The sequence below is a fragment of the Dyella silvae genome (assembly GCF_026421305.1).
Taxonomy (GTDB): domain Bacteria; phylum Pseudomonadota; class Gammaproteobacteria; order Xanthomonadales; family Rhodanobacteraceae; genus Dyella; species Dyella silvae.
Window position 1 is genome coordinate 52613 of the sequence record NZ_JAPJBQ010000009.1, and the last position, 23186, is coordinate 75798.

The 23186-nt window shown below is 62.9% G+C and carries 19 protein-coding genes; 9 read left to right on the top strand and 10 right to left on the bottom strand.

Annotated elements, in window-relative coordinates; all coding sequences use genetic code 11:
- Positions 1-84 precede the first annotated feature (84 nt).
- The 6 genes from pcp to pxpB form a co-directional block, all read right to left on the bottom strand.
- Positions 85-738, bottom strand: a complete 654-nt coding sequence (pcp, locus tag OQE56_RS17830) for a pyroglutamyl-peptidase I (protein ID WP_267226079.1) — start codon at positions 736-738, stop codon at positions 85-87.
- A gap of 28 nt (positions 739-766) precedes the next feature.
- A complete protein-coding gene (locus OQE56_RS17835) occupies positions 767-1735 on the bottom strand; it encodes a 5-oxoproline transporter, DUF979 family subunit (protein ID WP_267226081.1) in 969 nt (322 codons plus the stop codon).
- Between the two features lie 2 nt (positions 1736-1737).
- Positions 1738-2433, bottom strand: a complete 696-nt coding sequence (locus tag OQE56_RS17840; protein WP_267226083.1) for a DUF969 domain-containing protein — start codon at positions 2431-2433, stop codon at positions 1738-1740.
- Positions 2430-3206: a LamB/YcsF family protein gene (locus OQE56_RS17845; protein WP_267226085.1), complete on the bottom strand. Its 777-nt coding sequence runs from the start codon at positions 3204-3206 to the stop codon at positions 2430-2432. Before OQE56_RS17845 ends, OQE56_RS17840 begins: the two co-directional genes overlap by 4 nt.
- A gap of 84 nt (positions 3207-3290) precedes the next feature.
- Positions 3291-4274 (bottom strand): 5-oxoprolinase subunit C family protein, encoded by a 984-nt coding sequence (locus tag OQE56_RS17850; protein WP_267226086.1) that lies wholly within the window; start codon positions 4272-4274, stop codon positions 3291-3293.
- The gene (pxpB, locus tag OQE56_RS17855) at positions 4271-4975 is read right to left on the bottom strand and encodes a 5-oxoprolinase subunit PxpB (protein WP_267226088.1); all 705 of its coding nucleotides are present in this window, start codon (positions 4973-4975) and stop codon (positions 4271-4273) included. Before pxpB ends, OQE56_RS17850 begins: the two co-directional genes overlap by 4 nt.
- Before the next feature lie 667 nt (positions 4976-5642).
- Between pxpB and glk the strand changes: the two genes are divergently transcribed.
- The 4 genes from glk (at position 5643) to OQE56_RS17875 (ending at position 14076) form a co-directional block, all read left to right on the top strand.
- Complete coding sequence (glk, locus tag OQE56_RS17860; protein ID WP_267226090.1) at positions 5643-6680, top strand: glucokinase; 1038 nt, start codon at positions 5643-5645, stop codon at positions 6678-6680.
- A gap of 239 nt (positions 6681-6919) precedes the next feature.
- Positions 6920-9733 (top strand): TonB-dependent receptor, encoded by a 2814-nt coding sequence (locus OQE56_RS17865; protein ID WP_267226092.1) that lies wholly within the window; start codon positions 6920-6922, stop codon positions 9731-9733.
- 188 nt (positions 9734-9921) lie between these two features.
- Positions 9922-11757, top strand: a complete 1836-nt coding sequence (locus OQE56_RS17870) for a glycoside hydrolase family 9 protein (protein ID WP_267226093.1) — start codon at positions 9922-9924, stop codon at positions 11755-11757.
- 21 nt (positions 11758-11778) lie between these two features.
- Positions 11779-14076 (top strand): family 20 glycosylhydrolase, encoded by a 2298-nt coding sequence (locus tag OQE56_RS17875; protein ID WP_267226095.1) that lies wholly within the window; start codon positions 11779-11781, stop codon positions 14074-14076.
- Positions 14077-14173: 97 nt separating this feature from the next.
- Here OQE56_RS17875 and OQE56_RS17880 read toward each other — a convergent pair whose 3' ends face one another.
- Positions 14174-15571 (bottom strand): sensor domain-containing protein, encoded by a 1398-nt coding sequence (locus tag OQE56_RS17880; RefSeq protein ID WP_267226097.1) that lies wholly within the window; start codon positions 15569-15571, stop codon positions 14174-14176.
- 341 nt (positions 15572-15912) lie between these two features.
- Positions 15913-16422: an Lrp/AsnC family transcriptional regulator gene (locus tag OQE56_RS17885; protein WP_267226099.1), complete on the bottom strand. Its 510-nt coding sequence runs from the start codon at positions 16420-16422 to the stop codon at positions 15913-15915.
- 110 nt (positions 16423-16532) lie between these two features.
- Between OQE56_RS17885 and OQE56_RS17890 the strand changes: the two genes are divergently transcribed.
- The 5 genes from OQE56_RS17890 to OQE56_RS17910 all read left to right on the top strand — a co-directional run bounded on the left by OQE56_RS17890 (position 16533) and on the right by OQE56_RS17910 (position 21339).
- Positions 16533-17456 (top strand): DMT family transporter, encoded by a 924-nt coding sequence (locus OQE56_RS17890; RefSeq protein WP_267226101.1) that lies wholly within the window; start codon positions 16533-16535, stop codon positions 17454-17456.
- A gap of 4 nt (positions 17457-17460) precedes the next feature.
- Complete coding sequence (locus tag OQE56_RS17895) at positions 17461-17757, top strand: cupin domain-containing protein (RefSeq protein ID WP_267226103.1); 297 nt, start codon at positions 17461-17463, stop codon at positions 17755-17757.
- Positions 17758-17781: 24 nt separating this feature from the next.
- Entirely contained in the window at positions 17782-18462 is a 681-nt protein-coding gene (locus tag OQE56_RS17900) for a glutathione S-transferase family protein (RefSeq protein WP_267226104.1), read from the top strand.
- Between the two features lie 508 nt (positions 18463-18970).
- The gene (locus tag OQE56_RS17905) at positions 18971-19873 is read left to right on the top strand and encodes a DUF481 domain-containing protein (protein WP_267226106.1); all 903 of its coding nucleotides are present in this window, start codon (positions 18971-18973) and stop codon (positions 19871-19873) included.
- Positions 19874-20031: 158 nt separating this feature from the next.
- Positions 20032-21339, top strand: coding sequence for a M60 family metallopeptidase (locus OQE56_RS17910; protein ID WP_267226107.1), 1308 nt, complete (start codon positions 20032-20034; stop codon positions 21337-21339).
- 42 nt (positions 21340-21381) lie between these two features.
- Here OQE56_RS17910 and OQE56_RS17915 read toward each other — a convergent pair whose 3' ends face one another.
- Together OQE56_RS17915 and ubiE are read right to left on the bottom strand one after the other, a co-directional pair.
- Positions 21382-22044, bottom strand: coding sequence for a Pr6Pr family membrane protein (locus OQE56_RS17915; RefSeq protein ID WP_267226109.1), 663 nt, complete (start codon positions 22042-22044; stop codon positions 21382-21384).
- Between the two features lie 69 nt (positions 22045-22113).
- Positions 22114-22872 carry a bifunctional demethylmenaquinone methyltransferase/2-methoxy-6-polyprenyl-1,4-benzoquinol methylase UbiE gene (gene ubiE / locus OQE56_RS17920; RefSeq protein WP_267226111.1) on the bottom strand — a complete coding sequence of 253 codons (759 nt, stop codon included), beginning with the start codon at positions 22870-22872 and terminating at the stop codon, positions 22114-22116.
- Positions 22873-23186 lie beyond the last annotated feature (314 nt).

A 23186-nucleotide genomic window follows, 5' to 3' on the forward strand; every position in this document is an offset into this window, starting at 1 on the left:
CTTGCAACACCTCCCCGCTATGGGCCTGGCGGCTTGCCAGGCCCTTTTTTTGTCCGCGAGGTGTGATCGATGGTGTGGCCGGGATCAGTCGAGCGCGCCAGCGCCGAGCCGCTCGTCGGTATGCCGGGTAGCAGCGACGCGCAGGGCGATGGAAAGGCCGCGCACTACATCCTCTTTCGACATGCTCGGTGTATTGGGAAAGTGAGCTGCCTGCAAGGGCAGGTAGGGAATGTGGATAAAGCCTGCGCGCACACCGTGTTGCTTCGCTGCCAGATGCAGCATGAGATAGGCGACGTGATTGCACACGAAGGTGCCCGCCGTGTTCGATATCTCGGCCGGCAGGCCCTCGGCAAGCAGCGCCTTGAGCATCGCCTTGATGGGCAGTGTGCTGAAGTAGGCGGAGGGGCCGTCGGCGGCAATGACCTCGTCGATGGGCTGCGCGCCGGCGTTGTCCGCGATGCGGGCATCCTGCACGTTGATCGCCACGCGCTCGATCGAGAGGCGGCTGCGTCCGCCAGCCTGTCCCACGCCAAGCAGTAGGGCGGGCCTCACTTCATCGATAGCGAGCGCCAGTTCGCGCTGTGAATCCGCAAAGGCGGTCGGCAGCAGGCGCGACATCACGCGATGACCGCCGACCGTCTGGCCGTCCAGTTCACGCACGGCTTCCCATGACGGATTGATGCTCTCGTTGCCGAAAGGCGTGAAGCCGGTCAACAGGATGCTTGGCAGCTTGCTCATGACAGCCATCTCGGGGTCTGAAGCGTTATCAACGGAACACCAGCAGCCACATCATGACAAAGGTGGCGATGAAGATGGCGACTGCGCTCCAGAACTGTGCACGTATGACGCCATATGGGTTGCGTAGTTCCAGCAAGGCAGCGGGAACCAGGTTGTAGTCCGCCGCCATCGGCGTAAGCAGCGTGCCGCAATAGCCGCACAGCATGCCCATGGAGCCGAGAATCGCGGGGTTGGCGCCGTACTGTTTCACCAGCAGTGGCAAGCCAATACCCGCCATCATTACCGGGAAGGCCGCAAACGCATTGCCCATGATCACGGTGAACAACACCATGCCAAGTGCGAACACCAGCAGGCATGCAAACGCGCTGCCCTCTGGCAATGCCGCGTTGGCGAGCGCGGCCACCGCCGTGCCGACGCCGCTATGCGTGAACACTTCGCCGAGCGCCGCCAGTAGCAGTGGCAGCAGGGCAGCCCAGCCGATGGCGTCGAGCAGGCGGCGGCCCTCCGCGAGGCCCTGATGCAGCGGTGCGCGTGCGACCCGTGCGGCAGCCAGCCAGGCCACGACACAGGCCAGCGCCAGCCCGGTGAGGGTCATCTGTGCAGGAGCAAACACCGCATGGCCTGCGATGGAGAGATGCGTGCCGAACAGCGCGACGAACAACGTCACCAGAGGAATCAGCAAGGCGGGTACGAACAGCTTGTGACCCAGCTTTCTGGCCGAAGCGGCGCGCTCCGCGGCACGCGAGTCTTCGGGGTGAGCGTGACGGCGCATTGTCGGCGCAAGCGCGGCCAGCGCTATGACCATGCCGCCAGCGATCTGCGCGGGCCATGCGTTGCCGGCTTTCTGTTGCGCCAGTACGTAGTCGCCGCCGCCAAACAGCAGGCCGAGAAGCAGCCAGAAGGCAGCGCGGTAGCCGTGTCCCTGGCGCACGTTGAGCCACGCGGTGTAGAGAAGAAACGCCGCGATCAGCCAGTACGCGTACTCGATGCGCAGCATGCTCAGCTTGCCTTGCCGTCACGCAGTAGCGCGGCGCGGCGCTCCAGCCGGCGCTGGTAGAGCCAGATGCGCACGGACTGAATCACGAAGGCAGCAATCGCCGTCGGCAGTGCCCACAGGGCAATCGACAGCGGCGTGAGGTCGATGCCGTGCTGCGCGTAAAAGCCCTGAATCAGCAGCACCGCACCCAGCGCGATAAAGACGTCTTCGCCGAAGAATCGGCCGACATTGTCAGTGGCGGCGGCGACGGCGCGCAGCTCGTCGCGATCGTCGTCCGTCAGGGTCGGCAGAATCTTCTCGGCAGCGGCCTCGCTCATCGGCGCCAATAGCGGACGCACGGTTTGCGCTGCGCCAGCGACGCCAGTCAGGCCGAGCATGGCGAGCACCTCGCGCACCATCAGATAGCCGATGAGCAAACGCGCGAGCGTGAGTCCGCGTAGCCTCCCCATCCACTGTTGAGCATGTTCGCGCAAACCGGCGTGTTCGAGCAGGCCAATGGCGGGGAGCGTGAGCACGAACAACAGCAGCATGCGTGCGGAAACAAAACTCCTGCCAAGTAGCGCCAGCAGGTCCGGTACCGGGAGGTGCGCCAGCAAGCCACTGACCAGTGCGGCGCAGACCACGACGGGCACGGCGTTGAAGCGCAGGGCGAAGCCAATCACGATCACCGCCACGCCCAGCAGTGGCCAGTAGTTCACGTGGTATGCCCTGTGATGTGAGGTGCAGCAATGACGATATCGGCGGCCTCGAGCGCTGCGCGCAACTGGCGGGCAAAGGCCACGGCATGTGCGCCGTCGCCATGCACGCACAGCGTGTCTGCCTGCAGGGAGACGATGGAGCCATCCACGGCGCGCACCTGGCCTTCGCGAACCATCGCCATGGCTTGCGCAATCGCTTCATCCCCTTCGGTGATGACAGCATCGGGTTCGCGCCGCGGTTGCAGCGAACCGTCGTCGCGATAGCGACGATCGGCGAAGGCCTCTGCGGCCACCGGAAGACCTGCCGCCAGCCCCGCATCGACCAGTGCCGAGCCGGCCAGGCCGAACAGACGCAGGTTCGGATCAAAGTCGCGCGTGGCGCTGGCAATGGCTTCGGCGAGGCGGATGTCCCGTGCTGCCATGTTGTACAGCGCGCCATGCGGCTTCACGTGGCGCAGCAGGGTGCCCGCGGCTTGTGCGAAGCCATGGAGCGCACCGATCTGATAAAGCGTCATGGCATAGGCTTCGTTGGGTGTCACCGCCAGTTCGCGGCGGCCGAAGCCCTGCAGATCAGGCAGCGATACATGGGCACCAATGGCGACGCCGTGCTGCACGGCCAGCGCCACGGTATGGCGCATGATGTCCGGGTCACCTGCATGAAACCCGCAGGCAATGTTGGCCGAGCTGACGACGGCAAGCAGGGCGTCGTCGTTGCCCATGCGCCAGGCGCCAAAGGATTCGCCCAGGTCGCTGTTGATGTCGATGGCTTTCATAGTGAAAACAGTGAAGAGAAGTGAGTAGTGAGAGAGGGCACCGCCAGCGTGCCGGCTTCTCTCTCCATTCTCACTCCTCTCTACTCACTCCTCGCTCTGTCGTTGTGCGATGTGGCGGAGTAGCCGTTGCAGCCGTTCCTGGCGTTGGGCCAGCCGTTGCAGTGACTCGTCCAGCGTGGTTTCCCTGAAGCATACGGTATCGCCCGGACGCCGCTGCGCCAGCCTCGCCAGATCCACGGCGGCCAGCTGGCCGATACGGGGATAGCCACCGGTGACCGGCGCCTCCGACTGCAGCAGGATCGGCTGTCCCGAAGGTGGCAATTGCAGGGTGCCGGGCAGGGTGGCTTCGGAAATCAGTTCCAGTGGTTGCTGCAAGCTCAGCGATGCGTGATCGAGGCGGCTCGCCGTGCGGTTGCTGTCTTTGCTGATGGTGTAAGTGGTGTTGAACACTGCGTGCTGCGAGGCGGCGTCCAGCGCATCGAAGTGATGGCCGCGCATGAGGGCGAGCGGCCCGTTGTGATAGTCCAGCCACGGTTGCGGATCGAGGCCCCAGGGCAGCACGTGTGTAGCGTCGGCCGGGCGAAGCCATGCACAGGCATCGCTGGCGCCGATGGCAAGCTGATCGTTCGCCTGCAGGCTGCGTCCGTCGAAAGGCCCTATGCGCGCGTGCAGGTCGGTGCTGCGGCTGCCCAGCACCACGGGTGTTGCCCATCCCCCGCGCACGGCGAGATATCCCCGGCAACCATGCCGCATGCCGCCGAGACGCAGCACGCTGCCCGCGGGTAGCGCACAACAGGTCCAGGTGGGTATCCGGTGGTGATCCACGTGTGCATCGATGTCAGCGCCGGTCAGCGCAATCACCGCGTTTTGCTCAAAGCGCAACGTCGGGCCCAGCAGCGTGAACTCCAGCGCCGCTTCGTCGCCAGCGTTGCCGACCAGTGCATTGGCGAGCCGCCAGGCGGGCCAGTCCATCGCGCCAGCACGTCCGACACCGAGCCCCGCATAGCCGGCGCGGCCGCCGTCCTGCACGCTGGTGAGCAGGCCCGGTTTGATGACCAGGACGCTCATCCACGCTCCTCCATCAGCTTTTCATACGCATCCTGTCCGATGGCGTGAAAGCGCACCCGATCGCCGGGCAGCAGCAGCGATGGCGATACAGCGTGCAGGTCGAACAACTTAGACGGCGTGCGGCCGATCAACTGCCAGCCGCCGGGCAACGCCTGCGGATAGATGCCGGTCTGGTTGCCGCCAATGGCGACGCTGCCTGCAGGCACGCTGAGGCGTGGATCGGCGCGGCGCGGCATGGCGAGCGCCGGATCGAGGCCAAGCAGATAAGGAAAGCCGGGTGCAAAGCCCAGCATGGCGACGCGATAGGTCACGGCGCAGTGCCGCGAAATGACTTCATCGGGTGTAAGCCGCGTGTGGCCGGCGACAACGGATAGATCCGGCCCTGCTTCGCCGCCGTACCACACGGGAATGACCACTTCACGCGACGCGTCGGTGGTGGTGACGATGTTTGCCAGCATCGAGCGCAAGGTGTCGTACTGATGCTGCGGTGAAAGCGCGTCTTCGTCGCCACGCCATCGCGTTGCGTCGAAACGCACGAGCAGGCTGGCGTACGCAGGCACACATTCAATCTCTGGCATGCGCTCGCGCAGTTGCTGTGCGGCGGCATGCACGCGCGCATTGATATCGGGATCGATGGTGTCGCCGAAGCGCACCAGCCATGCATCTTCCGCCAGCGGTTCTATGTCGATCGTGGACGGCATGAACTCAGGCCGCGCCGCAGGTAAACAGGTGCTCGCGTTTCGTCGGCAGGATGTGGTTGGTTTTTCGAATCATTGTGTGTCGACGTCATCCGCGCGTGGCGCACCGGCCAACACTGTAGGCGCGCAGTCATCGCACGAAAAGCCTGCGCCATGGCCGCCGCGATGGTCTCCACGTTTCGTATCCCTCCACAGCGGCTGCGTGTCTGGTCTGCACGATCTTGCGTGCATCGGGCAAGCGATTTTTCCCTGGAACGACGCAGGTATGACGTGAAATTGCGTTGACATGTCGCGTGTCTCTGCGATCTAGCAACGTTGTCATATATTCGCCCTTTCACGCTGCGACTTGCTTCGTTCGTGGCCGTGAATCCCCCCATTCAGGCGTGTATGAGGAGCCTGATTGGCCGCTCAGGACATTCCGATTTGGCGCGACGCGCAAAGGCGAAGCTTGTCTTGTTTTGTGGATTTATAACCAATGAAAACAATCAATTATGGTGGTGATGCCCACGGCTTGGCCGAGCACGCCCGGGCCTGATGCTGTCCCGCCGCACGGGTGCCAGGCCGCGTATGACACTCGAATATTGACAACGTTGTCAGTCGTTACCAGACTCCGGCCAAACACAAAGCCACGTTTACAGAAACGTGACACCACGATGACGAGGGGATCGCAGTGGGCGAAGGGGTGAGCCGCAGCGCGCGTGAGTTCTTGGCGCAAGAAGCCATGTTTCTCGCGGCTGACGTCGGAGGTACACACGCACGCATCGGACTGGTGAGCCGGCAGCCGGACGGCGCGCGCCCGGTGACGGTGCTGCAGTACCACCGCTATGCCTGCGCCGACTGGCCCAGCCTCACGGCCGTGCTCAAGGACTTCGTGGGCCAGTTGGATCGTTCGGTGCACGTGGACCGTTGCGCCGTGGCCAGCGCCGGTTATGTGCTGGGCGACGCCATCGTCAACGACAACCTGCCGTGGCCGGTCTCCATCCGCGACATCCGCGACAGCCTCGGCATCGACCAGCTGGCGGTGGTCAATGACTTCGAAGCGGTGGCCTACGCCACCCAGTTCCTCAGCCAGGCCGACACCACGCCGGTGATCGAAACCACCGCGCCGCGCGCGGCCGGTCCCGTGCTGGTGATGGGGCCCGGTACCGGGCTGGGCTCGGCCGTGCTGCTGCCCGGCAAGCCGCACGCCACCGTGCTGGCCACCGAGGCGGGCCAGATCGCCCTGGCGCCGGGCAACGAACGCGAGATCGAGATCCTGCGTTATCTGGCGCGCGACCGCGCCTACGTGTCGTTCGAGCACGCCTTGTCCGGCCCGGGCTTGCTCAACCTTTATCGCGCCATTTGTTCGCTGCGCGACCAGTCGCCCGCGCTCAGCGCCCCCAGTCAGGTGACGCAAGCCGCGCTGGAGCGCAGCGACGCTGCCGCGGCCGAAGCGCTCGAGGTGTTCTGCGGTTTGCTCGGCAGTTTCGTCGGCGATCTGGTGTTGCTGTACGGCGCGCGCGGCGGCGTGTTTCTCGCCGGCGGCATCCTGCCGCACATCCGCGACGTGCTGCTCACCAGCAGTTTCCGCCAGCGCTTCTTCAACAAAGGCGTCATGCGCGCCTTTCTGCAACAGGTTCCCGTACGACTGATGGAACACGGCCAGCACGGCGTGATTGGTGCGGCGGGTTTGTATCTGGACGGACAGCAGGGCGTGAGTCCGTCCTGACGCTCCCTCGGGCTCGCGTTCGCTTTTGGGGGGACACGCGAGTGGGAGGAAGCACGAGGGGGCGTTACCAAAAACGCGAATAACAGGCGGTGCCGTCAAGGACGCCTGCAAGGGAAGAACGCAGTACCGAAGCATCACCGCCGTTGCACTGAACCGGGCGCGAGCCCAACAGACCGCCACGTTGCAGCCGGACGACCCACGACATCCGCTGCCGTTATGCCTTTTGAGGGGAGGAAACCATGTCACACCGCAAAACTCTGTTAGCCGCCAGTATCGTCGCAGGCCTGTGTTTGTCCGGCTCCGTGTATGCCGCTGACAACGCACCGGCAGCGCAGCCCGGCTCGGCCGCCACCACCCAGGACACCGCACAGCCCGGGGCTGACAAGTCCAAGGCCAAGGAACTTGGCACCGTCACCGTCGTCGGTATCCGCGATTCGGAAGCTGAGTCGCTGAACCTCAAGAAGGCTGCCGACACGCACATTGAAGTGATCACTGCCGAAGACATCGGCAAGCTGCCGGCCAAGAACGTGGCCGACACGCTGCAGCGTCTGCCCGGCATCAACATCAGCTCGTCCAGCGCCAACGAAGGCGGCTTCGACGAGAACGACCGCGTGAGCCTGCGCGGCACCAACCCCAGCATGACCCAGACCCTGGTCAACGGTCATACCGTCGGCACCGGCGACTGGTTCGTGCTGAACCAGGTGCAGACCGTGGGCCGCAGCGTCAGCTATTCGCTGCTGCCGGCCGAAACGGTGAGTGAAGTGGTGGTGCACAAGACGTCCGAAGCCAAGCTGCAGGAAGGCGGCAGCGCCGGCACCGTCGACATCATCACGCGCAAGCCGCTCGAGTTCGCCAAGCCGATCACCATGCAGGGCTCCATTGGTGGCGTGTATTCCGACCTGCCGGGTGACGTCAAGCCGCAGTTCAATGGCTTGTTCAACTGGAAGAACAGCGACAGCACCTTCGGCGTGATGGCGCAGGCGTTCTATGAGAAGCGCAGCCTGCAGCGCGACGGTCAGGAAATCGTGGGCGGTTACAACAAGATCGGCGCGACCGATCCCATCGCCGTGGCACACCCCGATCTCGCCGGCGTGTACTACCCGAACCTGATCGGCCAGACCTTGTTTACGCAGACGCGTACGCGCAAGGGCGGCACGATCGATATCGAGTGGAAGCCGCTCGACAACCTGACGCTGAACCTCAACAGCTTCTATTCCGACCTCAAGGCCGACAACTACAACCGCAACTACATGTTGTGGTCGAGCAAGTTTGTCCCCAGCGGCGTCGGCCTGCAGCCGGGCTACACCGTGTCGGGCAACATGCTCAAGAACGCCACCTTCGCACCCCCGGGTGCGGCGGGTATCTGCGATGCGACCACCACGCCGGCGACCACCTGCGCCAACACGCCGTACGGCGTGTACGACATGATCTCGCGTCCGGGCGCATCCTCGTCCACCTCGTACACCACGCTGGATGCCGAGTGGCGCGCGAATGACCATCTCACCTTCACCGGCCAGCTCGGCACCACGCAGGGCAAGGGCAACAGCGATCAGCAGGATGTGCTCGAGCTGGGCTACGGCGCCGGCGGCGGCGCTTCGTGGAACATGAATGGCACGGGCAAGCCGACCAACTGGTCCGTCGGCGGCGACAACAGCACCCCGTCTGGCATCCTGCCGTCGGCCGGCTGGATCTTCGGCGACCAGGACATCCACGTGAAGGACAAGGAGAACTTCGGCCAGGTCGACGGCGAGTGGGCCTTCGACAGCTCGCCGATCTACCTCAGCACGCTGGACTTCGGCCTGCGTTACTCCGATCACACCCGCGAGAACAAGACCGACATCGGCCAGGGCCCGACCGGCGACTGGCAGAACCTCGCGAACTATCCGACCAACTGGTCGAACTACCCCAGCAGCTTCAACAGCGATCTTGGTGTGAACGGTCCGGGCCCGGTGTGGTACTACAGCCCGGGTTCCCTGGCTGCATTCGACGCCCGCTTTGCCAATCGCGACCCGGTGACGCGCTTCAACTGGCAGAACGTCTACAAGGTCAACGAAAAGGACACGGCGGCCTATCTGCAGGCAAACTTCACGGGTGATCGCTGGAGCGGCAACGTCGGTCTCCGCTACGTCTACACCAAGGAAGCCATCACCTATAACTCGCCGCAGGCAACGCCGTACACGACGGTGGGCCCGATCACCGGTTCGGCGTTCGGCGACTACTACTCCAACACCTATAACCACAGTTACGACAAGGTGCTGCCGAGTGCGAACCTGCGCTTCAGCCTCACCGACGACGTGATTGCGCGCTTCGCCGCTTCGCAGACCATGACCCGTCCGGATTACTCCGCACTGGCCGGTTCGTACTCGCTGGATGACCTGACCCACACCGGTACCGGTGGCAACCCGCAGCTCAAGGCGTTGACCTCGACCAACTTCGACGCCGCGCTGGAGTGGTACTTCGCGCCGCGTGGCCTGGTGTCGGCCGCTGTCTACAACATGGCGTTGAGCAACTACGTCAACTTCGGCAACCAGAACATGGTGTTCAAGGATCAGCAGGCCAGCAAGGCTGCCGGTCATGACGTGCTGGCAACCTACCAGGTCAGCGTGCCGACCAATGTTGACGGCAACGTCAAGGGTGTGGAGCTGAATTACATCCAGCCCATCGCCGACAACTGGGGTGTGCAGGTCAACTACACCTACGCACAGGGTCGCGCGGACAATGGCCAGCCGTTGCAGGGCACCTCGAAGCACACCTACAACGCGTCGGCTTACTTCGAAAACGAGCTGTTCAACGCCCGCCTCAGCTACACCTATCGCTCGTCGTTCTTCGACGGCGTGAGCCGTTCGGACACGTACTACCAGGCAGGCGTGGGCAACCTCGCGTTCTCGGCTGGCTACAACGTGACCAGCTGGATGTCGCTGCGCTTCGACGCGATGAACCTCAACAACCCGAAGTACCGCTATTACACGGTCAACCCGGCCTACGGCAATCAGCTGAACTCGTATTACGTGAACGGCCGTCAGTACTACCTGACCGCGAACTTCAAGTACTGATTTAACGCTTTCTCCCCGCGAACGGGCCCGGCACACTTGCCGGGCCCGATTTTTCGTTGGGGTACACGCTGGAGCCTGTTCAAAATCTCTGTACGACGTCGTGACGTTGAGGGACTCGTGCGGGTGCGCGATCTCGTAGCACAGAGATTTTGAACACGCTTTTGCCTGAATCTGCCGGAGTCGATGACGTGAAGCGATGTCGCCGTGTTGCGGTTGCGCTGCTGCTGGTCATGGCCCATTCCGCCGTTGCATCGGAGTGGAAGGTGTTGGTCGACCAGGTGGGTTATGACACCAGGGCCAACAAACAGGCCGTGGTGATGGTGCCATCGGGATCGCCGCCATCGTCGTTCCAGGTGATAAACGCCGACACGGGCGAGCAGGCCTGGCAGGGCAGCCTCACTGCGGTGGGCAGAGTGGAACGCTGGGGCGAGCAACAGTACGCCGTGGCCGACTTCAGCGGACTGACCAAGCCCGGGCACTACTACGTCACGCTGCGGGAAGGCGATCACAACGCGCAGTCATGGACCTTCGACGTCCAGGACAACGTGCTGGAACGCCACACGCTGTCCAACGTCATCTATTACTTCAAGGGCCAGCGTTCCAGCGGTTTGCTCGACAAGGCCGACATGCATCTCGCGCGGCCGGATGGCCAGCCCGGCACGCTTGACCTTCATGGTGGCTGGTATGACGCCACCGGTGACTACGGTATCCACCTGTCGCACCAGAACCTCACGAGTTATTTCAACCCGCAGCAGGTGCCTCTGGCTGCGTGGAGCCTGCTGCGCACCTGGCAGTTATTGGACGCGCGCCACGACAAGAACTTCAATGAATACCAGCGCCGCCTGCTCGACGAAGGTCTGTTCGGTGCGGATTTTCTCGTACGCGACAAACGGCCTGACGGATCGTTCTACCAGTCCATCGAGGGGCCCGGGCCTGGCAAGTTGCCGAATGATCGCATCATTGGCGATCCCAACTGGCGCACGCAGATCAAGCGCAAGCCCAGCGATGAAACCGGCAAGATCGAGCAGCCGGCGCGTGGGCCGCACGCCTTCGAGGCGAGTTTCCGCGCTGGCGGTGGCATGGCTATCGCCGCGTTGGCCCTGGCCGCGAGCACCGGCGTCGATGGTGACTTTACGTCAAAGGATTATCTGAAAGCCGCCGTGGAGGCGTACCGCTTTCTGGATGTGCACAATCGCGAGCTGACCAACGACGGTAAGGACAATATCGTCGACGACTACTGCGCCTTGCTCGCGGCGGTGGAGCTGTACCGCGCCACGCATGACGAGGTGTGGCGCAAGGCAGCGGATCAGCGTGCGGATCACCTGATGGGGCGCTTGATCAGTCACGGCGGCCACCGTGACTACTGGCGTGCCGATGACGGCACGCGACCGTTCTTCCATCCGTCCGATGCCGGTATGCCGGTGATCGCGCTGGTGGAGTACGCCTCGATCGCCGATGCGCATCGCCAGGCAAAGGTGCGTGATAGCGTGAAGCGATCGCTTGCGTCCGAGCTTGCGATGACGGTCAACGTCGCCAATCCTTTCGGCTACGCGCGACAGTTGGTGCGCGGCGGCGACGGTGAGGTGCGGCCGGCCTTCTTCTTCCCCCATGACACGGAAGCCGCCCCGTGGTGGCAGGGCGAGAATGCGCGCATCGCGTCGCTCGCCGCGGCGGCACGATTGGCTTCGCCGCTGTATGGCGGCGACGATGCGTTCCAGAAGCAGCTGCAAGCCTATGCATGGAACCAGCTGCACTGGATACTCGGCCGCAATCCCTATGACAGCAGCATGCTGATGGGCAGCGGCCACCACAACGCGCCATACATGTTCTTCGACTCCTACGCGTATACCAATGCGCCGGGAGCCATCATCAACGGCATCACCTCCGGCTTGACCGACGACGAGGGCATCGCTTTTGATCTAGGTTATGCCCAGACCGGCAAGGACGATGACTGGCGCTGGACCGAGCAATGGCTGCCGCATGATGCGTGGTACCTGTTCGCCATCAGCCTTCCCCACGACTGACGCTGCCTCGCGAGAACGATGATGAAAACGACACGCTACGTGCTGGCTCTTGCTCTCTGCGGCCTTGCCGTCGTCGCTCATGCGGCGACACCGAATCTGATCCCCATGCCGGCGCAGCTGATGGCGTCCGGCGAAGGATTCACCGTCTCGACGCAGACGCCCATCGTGGTTGACGGTGACGATGCGGATGCACGCCGCACGGCTGAATACCTCGCCTCGATCACCGCGCGTACGCGCCATCTGCAGCTGCAGGTGAAGACGGGTGTATCGGAGAACGGCGCCATCGTGTTCAAGCGCGATCCGCAAGCGCCGGTTGCCAGCGCGGAAGGCTATGCACTTGACGTTACGCCACAAGGCATCCGCATCGTCGCCCGCGACGAGGCGGGCCTGTTCTACGGCGCCGTCACGGCATGGCAGTTGCTCACGCCGTCACAGGGCACGGGTGATGTGCGCGTGGACCCGGTGCATATCCGCGACGAGCCCCGCTTCGCCTGGCGCGGCTTCATGCTGGATTCCGTACGGCATTTCCAGACGACGGACGAAGTGCGCACCCTTATCGACCAGATGGCGCAGCACAAGCTCAACGTGCTGCATTGGCATCTCACGGACGACCAGGGCTGGCGCATCGAGATCAAGCGCTATCCCGAGCTCACCCGCATCGGTGCGTGGCGCACGCCGCCCACCATCGGCAAACAGGTCGTGCCGAAGCCGTATGGCGGCTTCTATACGCAAGACGATATCCGCGCCATCGTCGCTTATGCTGCCGAACGGCATATCACCGTGGTGCCGGAGATCGATATACCGGGACACGCGCAAGCGGCGGTCGCGTCCTACCCGGAGCTCGGCGTGACCGGCAAGCGTCCGCCGGTATCGCCTGACTGGGGTGTTCACCCGTATCTCTACAACGTCGATGACCACACCATCGAGTTTCTGCACAACGTACTGGACGAAGTGATGGCGCTGTTTCCGTCCACCTTTATCCACCTGGGTGGCGACGAGGCGGTGAAGGACCAGTGGCAGGCCTCGCCCGCGGTGCAGGCGCGCATGCACGCATTGGGTATCAAGAAGGAAAACACCCTGCAAAGCTGGCTCATCGAGCAGATGGGGCAGTACCTCGGCGCGCATGGCCGTCGCCTGATCGGTTGGGACGAAATTCTCGAAGGCGGCCTGCCGCCGAGCGCTACAGTGATGTCGTGGCGCGGCACCCAGGGCGCTATTGATGCGGCAAAGCAGGGCCATGACGTGGTGCTGTCGCCGGCACCGCAGTTGTATCTGGATCAGATGCAGAGCGATCGCGTGGACGAAACCACCGGTCGCCTGCCATCGATGTCGCTTGAAAGCTATTACGAGTTCGAGGCGGTACCCAAGGCGCTGAGCGAGGCGCAGGCAAAGCACGTGCTCGGTATGCAGGCCAACATGTGGACCGAACACATGCCCACCTTGCGCCACATTGAGCATGCGGTGTTCCCGCGCATGGATGCCCTGGCCGAAGCCGCGTGGACACCGGTGAAGCAGCGCAATTGGCATCAGTTCCTCGAGCGTATGCCGGCCCAGCTGGCGCGCTATCGCGCGCAGGACATCGCCTATGCCGACAGCGCGTTCGCACCGTTCATCGAGTTGGACCGCAACGCCGCCATTGCCAGCGGGCACGCCACCGTCGCGGTTGCCAACCAGGCCAAGTATGGCAACGTGCACTACACCACCGACGGCAGCGAGCCTGGTGCGTCGTCGCCGCTGTACGTTCGTCCGTTCACGGTGAATGTGCCGGCCACGATCAAGGCCGTGGCACTGGCGGACGATGGCACGCCGTTGGCCGCGACCCGTACGCGCGTGCTCGACCTGCCGTCGCTGCGTACGCGCAGCACCGGCGAACTCGAGAACTGCCTGGGCAGCGATTTTCGACTGCGTGTGCAGCCCTCGGCCGATGCCACCAGCATGGCGCCGACGTATCTGATCAACGTCTTTGACGCCTGCCGTGTGTATCGCGCCGCAAGGCTGGATGGCATTGCCGCTATTCGCGTGGAAGCTGCCACGCTGCCGCGCAACTACCAGTTGGCGCACGACGCCAAGCTGGTGGTGGCCCATAAGGCCAGCACGCAGCAGGGCGAACTGGTGGTGCGCCTGGACGGCTGCAAGGGCAAGCAACTAGCCTCGCTGCCGTTGCCCGCCGACCAGCCGGCCACCTTCACCCTGCAAGGCAACATGACGAAGCAGACGGGCACGCACGACCTGTGCCTGGTGTTTACCTCGCCAATCACCGGGCCGATCTACGGTGTGGGTGCCGTCACGCTGTTGCCGGCTGGCCAGGTGTCGCCCTGAGCGTCGTGCGCCGCTGCGAGGTCACGCAGCGGCGTATCGCGATATCAAACGCTCATCATGCGGAGCGTTCCGGCATCCGAAGCCCAGGCCGGAACGCTTACGACATCTGTCCCAGATCCGGCATGCCGAGGATGTGAATATCCTGCGCGGCGGCAACGCGCACGTGATTGCCGCCGTTCTTCTTGACTTGATACATCGCGTAGTCCGCGGCGCGCGTGAGCTCGCGCGGGTCGTCGCCGTGCAGCGGATACGTGGCGATGCCGATGCTGGTGGATATCTGCAGCCTCCGCTCCGCCAGCTGAAAAGGCTCGTTGAGCACGGCGCGTAGTTTCTCCGCCACGGCGACACTGTCGGCGGTCGACTGTAGATGGCTTAGCAGCACCACAAACTCGTCGCCGCCCATACGGCCGACGACGTCGCCTTCGCGAAGATGACTCTTGATTCGCTGCGCGACTTCGCACAGCAACAGGTCGCCGACATGGTGGCCGAAGCGGTCATTCACCTGTTTGAACTGGTCGAGATCGAAATAGAGCAGCGCCAGGTTGCCGCCGAAGCGCACGACGTTGTCCAGTGCGGCCTCAAGCTGTTGGTTGAACAAGTCGCGGTTGGCGAGATCCGTCAACGGGTCATGACGTGCAATGTGATGCAGCCGTGCTTCGGCGCGTTTGCGTTCGATGGCGGAAGCCACCTGAGCGGAAACGAATTGCAGCAGCTCCTTATCTGCTTCGGAGTAGCGCGTGGCGCTGGAGTAACTTTGCACGACCAGGGCGCCCACCGTACTGCCCTGGCAGGTGAGCGGAACACCGAGCCACTGCGCCGCGTCCGTGCCATGCACGGGCAATGAAAGTGCGGTGGACGAATCGGGCGACAACAGCAACGCTTGTCCGCAGCGGATCAGTTCTGCCGTCAACGTGCCCGAATCCAGCTGCTGCGGTGGCGGCGGCTCATCACGCTCGTCGACAAAGTAGGGGAAGCTCACTTCGTCGCGGCGCGCGTCGTACAGCGCTACAAAGAAGTTTTTGGCGGGCAACAATCCGCCCACGATTCTGTGGATCTGCTCATACAGCGCTGGCAGGTTGTCCGCGGCGTGTGCGGCTTCGGAGATGGCGTGCAGCGCGGCAGTCATCGATTCGGCGCGCTTGAGTGCGGTGATATCGCGAGCGACCGCGATGCGTACCTGATCGGCTTCCGACCAGCGGGCGGACCACATGATGTGGACGATCTGGCCGTCTTTACGGATATAGCGGTTCTGGAAGTGCGCCTGAGGGTGGCCCGCCATGATCGCGGCGGCGGTCTGCAGGGTGGCGTCGCGATCGTCCGGATGCACCAGTTCGATCATCCGCCGCCCCATCACTTCCTCGGGCTTGTAGCCAAAGATGCGCTCGTAAGAGGCGCTGACAAACACATACCGGCCCTCGGCATCGACCACGCAAATGGCATCCCACAGGAGATCCATGATCTTGCCGAGCTGGGTAATGGCCTGTCTTTCCATCATGCGCGATCTACGTGAGACGTCCGGCACGGTGCGGGCGGGTCCTGCACTGCACGCAAGATGCGTGCCGCAGCTGGAAGCGCGCGAAAGTACGGCCCACAGGGTCGTGGCAGTGGTACGTCGTTGCGGCGCGGCAGGCAGTCATGCGCGGAGGCTGGCGACAGGGACGACGGTTCCCAATATAGGCGTTCTGCGGACTGGTGGCGCGCTCGAGCGATGCGACACGGGTCGGTCGGCGATGCAGTAGCCACGTGCCGTGCCCGAAGGCCGTGTCACTTATGTGCCCATTGCGGCAGCTTTGGCACAGTGGGCGGACGCTAGCGGCCATAGGGTGGCCGCGGGAATTAGTCCTCCAGAAGCGAGCGCCCGGCGTTCCACGTGGCACGCGTCAGTGGTCTGTTCTCGTGCGGCGTCTGCAGCACTATCAGGGTGGTCGTGCTGATGCTGGCGTGGATCTTCAGCAGGCGGTCGAGCACGGTTTCCAAATGGGGAATGGACATGGCCACGACCCGTAGCAGCGCCGAGTCCTCGCCAGCCAGTCGGCGGCAGTCGAGCACTTCGGGAATGTCCGCCACCAGCGCGCCGACGCGGGCGCAAATGCCGCCATCGCAACGCAACCGGATCATGGCGTCGATTTCGTAGCCCAGCTTGCGCGGGTTCACCACCGCCCTGTAGCCAGCGATGACACCGGCTTCCTCCAGCCGCTTCACACGCTCGGCCACGGCCGGGGCGGACAGCTTCACCCTGCGCCCCAGCTCGGCGTAGCCCTGTCGGGCATCGTGCTGCAGGGCTTCCAGCAGCTGCCAATCGGTAGCGTCCCAAATCGGTTTCGATTCAAAGGTAACGGCGTTCATAGACATTTCGATCGTTGGCGAAACATTGGCATCCTACGCTGATTCATCATTCAAGCGCACACCGGCCCGCCTTACGATGCGCACGTTTCCCTCTCACCGGAACCCTCCCCATGCAGACCCCGGAACGCCTGGACGGGCGTGCCCTCAGCTATATCGGCATCGCCCTGCTTACCTGGTCGTCGGCTTATGCCGCGATTGCCTACGCGCTGGCCTCATTCACGCCCGGCGAAGTCGCGCTTGCGCGCCTGGCCATCGGCTCACTGTGCTTTGCGGTGTTGCTGTTGGTGAAGCGGGTGCCCCTGCCGGCGCGGCGGGACTGGCCGCAGCTGGCGGTACTGGGCGTGATCGGCCTCAGCGTTTACCACCTGTGCCTCAACACCGCCGAAACCCGCGTGGCCAGCGGCACGGCGGCCATCCTGATCTCGCTGGTCCCTGCCACCACGGCGGCACTGTCGGCCATCTGGCTGCGCGAGCGGCTGTCGAGCCGCACGCTGACGGGTCTGGCGGTGGCCTTACTCGGCGTGGTGGTGGTGGTGCTTACCAGTGGCAAGGATGTGAAGATCGAGCCCATGGCGGCACTGGTGCTGGTCAGCGTGATCGCATGTGCGATCTTCTTCGTGGCGCAGAAGCCCTTCTTTGCGCGCAACGGCATGCTGAGCGTTACGGCATTCACGTTCTTCGCCGGCACCCTGGGCACGCTGCCGTTTGGACTGGGTCTGCCGCAGGCGCTGGCCAATGCACCGGCCTCGCACATCGGCGCACTGGTATGGCTGGGGATTGCGCCCACCTTCATTGGATACATCGCTTGGAACGCTGCGCTTCATCGCGCATCGGCGTCGCAGGTAAGCAGCTTCATTTACTTCTCGCCGCCGATCGCCGTGCTGATTGGTTGGGTGTGGCTGGGTGAGCGTCCCACCTTGCTGACGCTGGTGGGTGGTGTGATCACCGTGGGTGGCGTCGTGCTGGCCAACGCACGGCGCCGGACACCGGCCTCGGCTGCTGCCGTGGCGGGAACGCCTGCCAAGCAACACTGAACCGATGACGCCGATACGTTTGATCAACGCAGCGAGCGAGCTGCCGGAGGCGTGGTCGTCGTGCGTGCTCGCCGCCATCGGCGATGCATGTCTGAAACTGCTTCGCATGGATGAGGCGGCCTATCCGGAAGAGTGCCACGACTACGCCGAGGGCCTGCTCGTGCTCGATGGCGAGATGGTGCTGAGCATGCAAGGCACCATCATGCGCGTGGGCGCCGGTGAACTTTGCATCGTGCCGGCGGGCGTGCCGCACAGTGTGGCGCCCGGCAGTCGCAGTACGCTGCTGATTCTCGACTCCTGACATCGGCCACCCCGGAGCTTGCCAATGACCACGCTCTACATCGCCAACAAAAATTACTCGTCGTGGTCGTTGCGCCCCTGGGTACTCATGAGCGAGCTGGCGATTCCATTTGAGGAAATCGTTGTGCCGTTCGGGCAGGGCTCCAACTGGCAGACATTTCGCAAATTCTCGCCCAACGGCCGTGTGCCATGCCTGCATGACGGCGAGTCGGTCGTGTGGGATTCGTTGGCGATCATGGAGTACCTCGCCGAGCACCATCCGGGTGTTTGGCCGTCCGATCGCGATGCGCGAACTTGGGCGCGTTGTGCAGCGGCGGAGATGCACTCGGGTTTCGCGGTGTTGCGTAACGAATGCGGCATGAGTTGCGGTACCCGTGTACGACTGAATGTCATAGGGCCGGCACTGAAGGCGGACATCGCCCGCATCGACGAATTATGGAACGAAGGCCTGTCTCGCTTCGGCGGCCCCTTTCTTGGTGGCGGCGCTTTCACGGCCGTCGATGCGTTCTATGCGCCCGTGGTGTTTCGTATCCAGACTTACAACCTGTCCATGAGTGCCGCCGCCTCGCACTATGTGGAGCGCATGCTGGCGCTGCCGTCGATGCGCAAATGGTATGTAGCGGCGTTGGCCGAAAGATGGCGGGATGACGCTCACGAGCGCGAAGTGCGTCACTTTGGCGATGTCGTCGACGACCTGCGCGCCTGACGCGCCGCTGCCTCCGGCGTGGAGTGCTTTCGTTCGCTTCCTACAAGACGGCGGTTGAACCCTTACCGGCGTAATGGCAATTCACCTTCATGGCTTCGCCACTCTCGCATGGGCGCATGCGTGGCATATGGTCACGGCTTCTTGGAGTTCGTTACTGTCGTCGATAACGAAATTCAGGCTTGATCGGACATCGAATGGCAACCGGCCGCATGGTCTAAACCTTCGATCCAGAAAGAGTTCTCGCTGGTCATGAGACCTGAAAATAGCGGGTGCTTTCGGTAACCCGTATGGGCAGCCATGTGCTCCCATCATTCGCCATGCGCGGCGCGCTTCGTATCGGCGCGATATTTCGTGATGGCTAGATAGGGCACACTTTCGCCGCTCAAGGCGAACTACTTCACGCTGGAGAGTCGCGCATCAATCATCGCGACGAACGAGGCCATGGCCCATTGCTCTCCATGCTGTTCGTCCTTGTCCGAAGGATGGTGCCAACAATCTGAATAATGGAATGAACGATATGACAAGGAAATGGATAGGTCGCGCTTTGCTTATGGCGCTGGTGAGTTTTGGTGCTCAGGCCGATGAGGTATCACCAGCCGACACTGGTGCCAAGCCCATCGTCCCCTACGGCTGGTCGGGTTCGGCCCAACTCGGCGCTTCCATCGCGAGTGGCAATTCCACATCGGCAGCAGCCGACGGCAAGTTCGCGGTTGGCCTGAACACAGACCAATGGAAGCATTCCTTCTATCTGGAAGGTGAGTACTCTCGCGCCCAATACGACACCGAGGATGCACAAGGCAATCCTACACAGCGCATGGAAACGACAGCAAAGCGCTACGACGTCGGCCTTACCCTGGGTTACAAGCTCAATCAACGCAGCTACATCTACCAATCGACACGCTACGGCCACGACAGATTCGCCGCCAACTTGTGGGATGCTGTTGTATCCGCGGGTTACGGCTACATCGCGTTGAACACGGAGCGCAGCTACCTGTATTTCGAGGCCGGTCCAGGCTACAGAAAATATCGACCCGCCGATGTCGAGCAAACGGTTCCGTCCAGTAGTGAGCTGCCGGCTGCGAGTTCCGATGAAGGTACGGCCCAGAGTGATGGAGGCGGCGATAATTCGACAACCATCATGGTCCGCCAAGCCAGCCGCAGCACCTTAATTGGCCGCGGCCTGATCGGCTACACGTATCTCTTCAATAGCACTGTGTCGCTGTCGGACACGTTGCTGATCGAGGCAGGCACCGGGTTCAGTTACTACAAGAACAACCTCAGTCTTGTCGTCGCCATGACCAAGAAGCTGGCGCTCACGGCCGGTTACGAGTTGCGTTACAACAGTGATGCTCAAGGTGGCACAAAGTCCGTCGACTCGCTGCTAACCACCAATCTGCGTTACACCTTCTGACTTTCCGGCGGAACTACCTTCGCGCATCAGGCGCGGAGGTTCTTGCCGCCGACGGAAACGCAAGACAGCGGATTCGCTCTTCATCGGACTTATGGTCGGATCCGCCCGCTATTCCTTCGGCGAGATCCATCGTTCCATCTTCAACAGGACACAATGCCATGTGGGCAAGGCTTTTCGTTGTTTTTACTCTGGCGTCGTCATGCGTCGCCGCGCACGCAACACGCGTTGACAACGCAGCAGGAAGCTACACGTTTTCCTCGCTCCCTTCGACCGATGTCGAGCACGCGCGCACGAATACCTTCTATATGTCGGACCAGCAGCCTCTGGGCCGCTACGTGCACGTTGGCGACGTGGTCAATGTGGAAGTGAAGCATCTGCCGGCGCGTTACGAGGCAAGCATCATGCTGGGTTTTCGATCCTTGTGGCATGAGAAAAATGACCAGCAAGAGGTGCCGCTGCACGACGGCGACAATCGTTTCATGGCAGAGCGGGATGGTCCTCTGTTCATCCGATTCGTGGCACCGAGTGACAAGCCGAACGCGACGAGTGAGCTTTCTCTCTCGATCAGCGGTAGCAAGCCGCTGCCACTCTATATGGACGGCCAGACTACGCGGGATGAGTGGGAGGCGCAGTTGGCCAACTATGGCGACGCTCCCTTTGTGCAATTCATGGGCCGCCACAGCATGATCACTTTGCCGGTCAAGGTTCATCGCGAGCATCCGGTTGCCAATCCATCCGCCACATTCGCCGTGATCGAACAGGTGCTTGCCATGGAGGACGAGCTTGCGGGATTCGATGGTGCTACGGGGCGCGACGCGCGCTCATCGCTACGGCAACATTTCCTGGTTGATTTCCTCGCGCCGGACGATGCCCCCTACTACATGTACTGCACGGACCAGTTCATCGCGATGCGGCCGGACAACACCGAGGACCTTACCGACCCGGCCACGCTGCGGCATGCATGGGGCATCTGGCACGAGCTGGGGCATGCCCATCAGCAGGAATCCTGGACGTGGGACAGCGTGACCGAAGTGTCCACCAACATTTTTTCCCTCTACGTGCAAGAAAAGATGGGATTGCCGAGTCGACTGGATGTTCCGGAGGAGGACGGCAGGTCTCCCCGCGATAGAGCGAAAGACTACCTGGCCCAGCCTTCACGCAACTATCTGGCGGGCGAAGAGGATGAAAGCGCCGAGTGGAACGACCCGTTCATAAAGCTCGTGATGTTCGACGAGTTGAGGCAGGCTTACGGCTGGGATCTGTATAAGGATGTATTCAAGTACTACCGCGAGCATCCGCTTTCCGACGACGCGACGAACCAAGAGAAGGCTGACCAATTCGCGGTGGTGTTGTGCAAACTGACCTCGGCCGACCTGCGTCCGTTCCTTGAGCGGTGGGGGTTTCACCTTGGACCGCAGGCCATGCGCGCGATCGACAACATGCACCTGACGGCTCGCGATATCTAGTCTCGCTTGCGCATGGTCGAAACCGGCGATGCGCTCAGAGCATCATCGCTGTGCGGGCTGCAACCCCGCACGGCGCCGCACTTGCCATCGTCCCAACATAATCAGCAGCGACGCCACCGCGATAAAAGCCACCAGCACCGCGAGGGCGTTGGTGACCACCTGCGCATAACCCAGCGTGTTCACATCGAGAAATGGATACGGATACCAACCCGTCACCGCGCCTCGCAGCAATACGTACGCGAAATAGCCCGCCGGGTAGCTTTGCCACACCAGCACTTGCGACCAGCGCAGGCCACCCTTGGGCACTGCAAGCCACCAATACAGCAAATACAGCGGCGGCATGATGTCGTGCACGATCACGTCGGCCACCAATAGCCAGCCGGTGGGGTGCCACAGCTGGCGCAACATCAGGTTGTAGATAAGGCTGACGATGGCAATGCTCATGGCGATCGCCGTCTGTACGCCCGGCCGCAGAAAGAAGCGCACCACCGGGCCGTGCCCCGGGCCAAGTGCCGCTGCGGACAGTGCCTTGGCCACCAGCATGTTGGTGAGAATGGTGTAGAAACCCAGGTAGATCCATACACCGGCTGCCGCGCCGTCGCCTTTCGTTTCGGCGAGCAGGATCGACTGCCATAACTGCAGCGCCAGACCGAACCAGCCGAGCAGGGAGCCAAAGGCAGCGAGTGGGCGGTAGGGCTGAGTCATCAGGAGCTCAGGAGTCTGGTTTGTGCGGGGCCGGCGCGCTGCGCTTTCGCCCTATGAAACCGCCATGCGTCAGAACTTGTACCCGCGATGGATGGCCACAATGCCGTTGCTGAGGTTGCGCACATCGACGCGACCGAAACCGGCACGCTCCATCATGCTCTTCAGCGTCTCCTGATCCGGATGCTTGCGGATCGATTCGGCCAGGTACTGATAGCTGTCGGCGTCGCCGGCGAACAGCTGGCCGAGTTTGGGCAGCACCTTGAACGAGTGGAAATCGTAGAGTTTGCTGAAGAAGTCGCTCTGCACGCGCGAGAACTCCAGCACCAGCGCGCGACCACCGGGCTTGAGCACACGGCAGATGTCGGCGAGTGCCTTGTCCTTATCAGTGACGTTGCGCAGGCCGAAGGCCATGGTCACTGCATCGAAACTGTTGTCGGGGAACGGCAGGCTTTCGGCATTGAGTTGCGCCCAGCGCAGGCCCGAGACCATGCCGCGATCGGTCATGCGGTCGCGGCCCACGCCAAGCATGGCGGCGTTGATGTCGCCCACCACGATCTCGCCTTCGGTGCCCACCACGGGCTTGAGCAGCGCGGCGATATCGCCGGTGCCGCCCGCCAGATCGAGTACGCGATCACCACGCCGTACGCCGCTGATGGCCACGAAATGGCGTTTCCACAGGCGATGGATGCCGAACGACATCAGGTCGTTCATCAGGTCGTAATTGTGCGCGACGGAGGTGAACACCTGGCCGACGAGCTTTTGCTTGTCGGCGACTGGGACGTCGCGGAATCCGAAGTGGGTGGTTTGGGGGTTGGGCTGGTCGCTCATTTGCTAATGGTAGCGGATTGGGGGGTGGGGCTTCTTCTTTGGGGGTGCTTGTCTTGTCTCCCTCTCCCCTCCGGGGAGAGGGTTGGGGTGAGGGGCGGGTGCTCGCCTCACCGCTTCATCTTTGCCGTCACCCCGGCGAAGGCCGGGGTCCAGTGACTTTGCACTTGGTCGTCGCGATACGGCGACCTGGCTCGCCTGCCGCGGGCTTCCGACCTCCTGCCGGAGGCCGGGTCACTTTCTCTTGCTTGCCCAAGAGAAAGTAACCAAAGAGAAGGGCCCCCCGGATGAGGCGCCTTCCGGGCCTTCGGCCCTCC

Excerpts from the sequence above, each read along its gene's own strand:
- pcp (WP_267226079.1), bottom strand. The coding sequence starts at position 738 with ATGAGCAAGCTGCCAAGCATCCTGTTGACCGGCTTCACGCCTTTCGGC.
- OQE56_RS17835 (WP_267226081.1), bottom strand. The coding sequence starts at position 1,735 with ATGCTGCGCATCGAGTACGCGTACTGGCTGATCGCGGCGTTTCTTCTC.
- OQE56_RS17845 (WP_267226085.1), bottom strand. The coding sequence starts at position 3,206 with ATGAAAGCCATCGACATCAACAGCGACCTGGGCGAATCCTTTGGCGCC.
- OQE56_RS17850 (WP_267226086.1), bottom strand. The coding sequence starts at position 4,274 with ATGAGCGTCCTGGTCATCAAACCGGGCCTGCTCACCAGCGTGCAGGAC.
- pxpB (WP_267226088.1), bottom strand. The coding sequence starts at position 4,975 with ATGCCGTCCACGATCGACATAGAACCGCTGGCGGAAGATGCATGGCTG.
- OQE56_RS17865 (WP_267226092.1), top strand. The coding sequence starts at position 6,920 with ATGTCACACCGCAAAACTCTGTTAGCCGCCAGTATCGTCGCAGGCCTG.
- OQE56_RS17875 (WP_267226095.1), top strand. The coding sequence starts at position 11,779 with ATGAAAACGACACGCTACGTGCTGGCTCTTGCTCTCTGCGGCCTTGCC.
- OQE56_RS17880 (WP_267226097.1), bottom strand. The coding sequence starts at position 15,571 with ATGATGGAAAGACAGGCCATTACCCAGCTCGGCAAGATCATGGATCTC.
- OQE56_RS17885 (WP_267226099.1), bottom strand. The coding sequence starts at position 16,422 with ATGAACGCCGTTACCTTTGAATCGAAACCGATTTGGGACGCTACCGAT.
- OQE56_RS17890 (WP_267226101.1), top strand. The coding sequence starts at position 16,533 with ATGCAGACCCCGGAACGCCTGGACGGGCGTGCCCTCAGCTATATCGGC.
- OQE56_RS17895 (WP_267226103.1), top strand. The coding sequence starts at position 17,461 with ATGACGCCGATACGTTTGATCAACGCAGCGAGCGAGCTGCCGGAGGCG.
- OQE56_RS17900 (WP_267226104.1), top strand. The coding sequence starts at position 17,782 with ATGACCACGCTCTACATCGCCAACAAAAATTACTCGTCGTGGTCGTTG.
- OQE56_RS17905 (WP_267226106.1), top strand. The coding sequence starts at position 18,971 with ATGAACGATATGACAAGGAAATGGATAGGTCGCGCTTTGCTTATGGCG.
- OQE56_RS17910 (WP_267226107.1), top strand. The coding sequence starts at position 20,032 with ATGTGGGCAAGGCTTTTCGTTGTTTTTACTCTGGCGTCGTCATGCGTC.
- OQE56_RS17915 (WP_267226109.1), bottom strand. The coding sequence starts at position 22,044 with ATGACTCAGCCCTACCGCCCACTCGCTGCCTTTGGCTCCCTGCTCGGC.
- ubiE (WP_267226111.1), bottom strand. The coding sequence starts at position 22,872 with ATGAGCGACCAGCCCAACCCCCAAACCACCCACTTCGGATTCCGCGAC.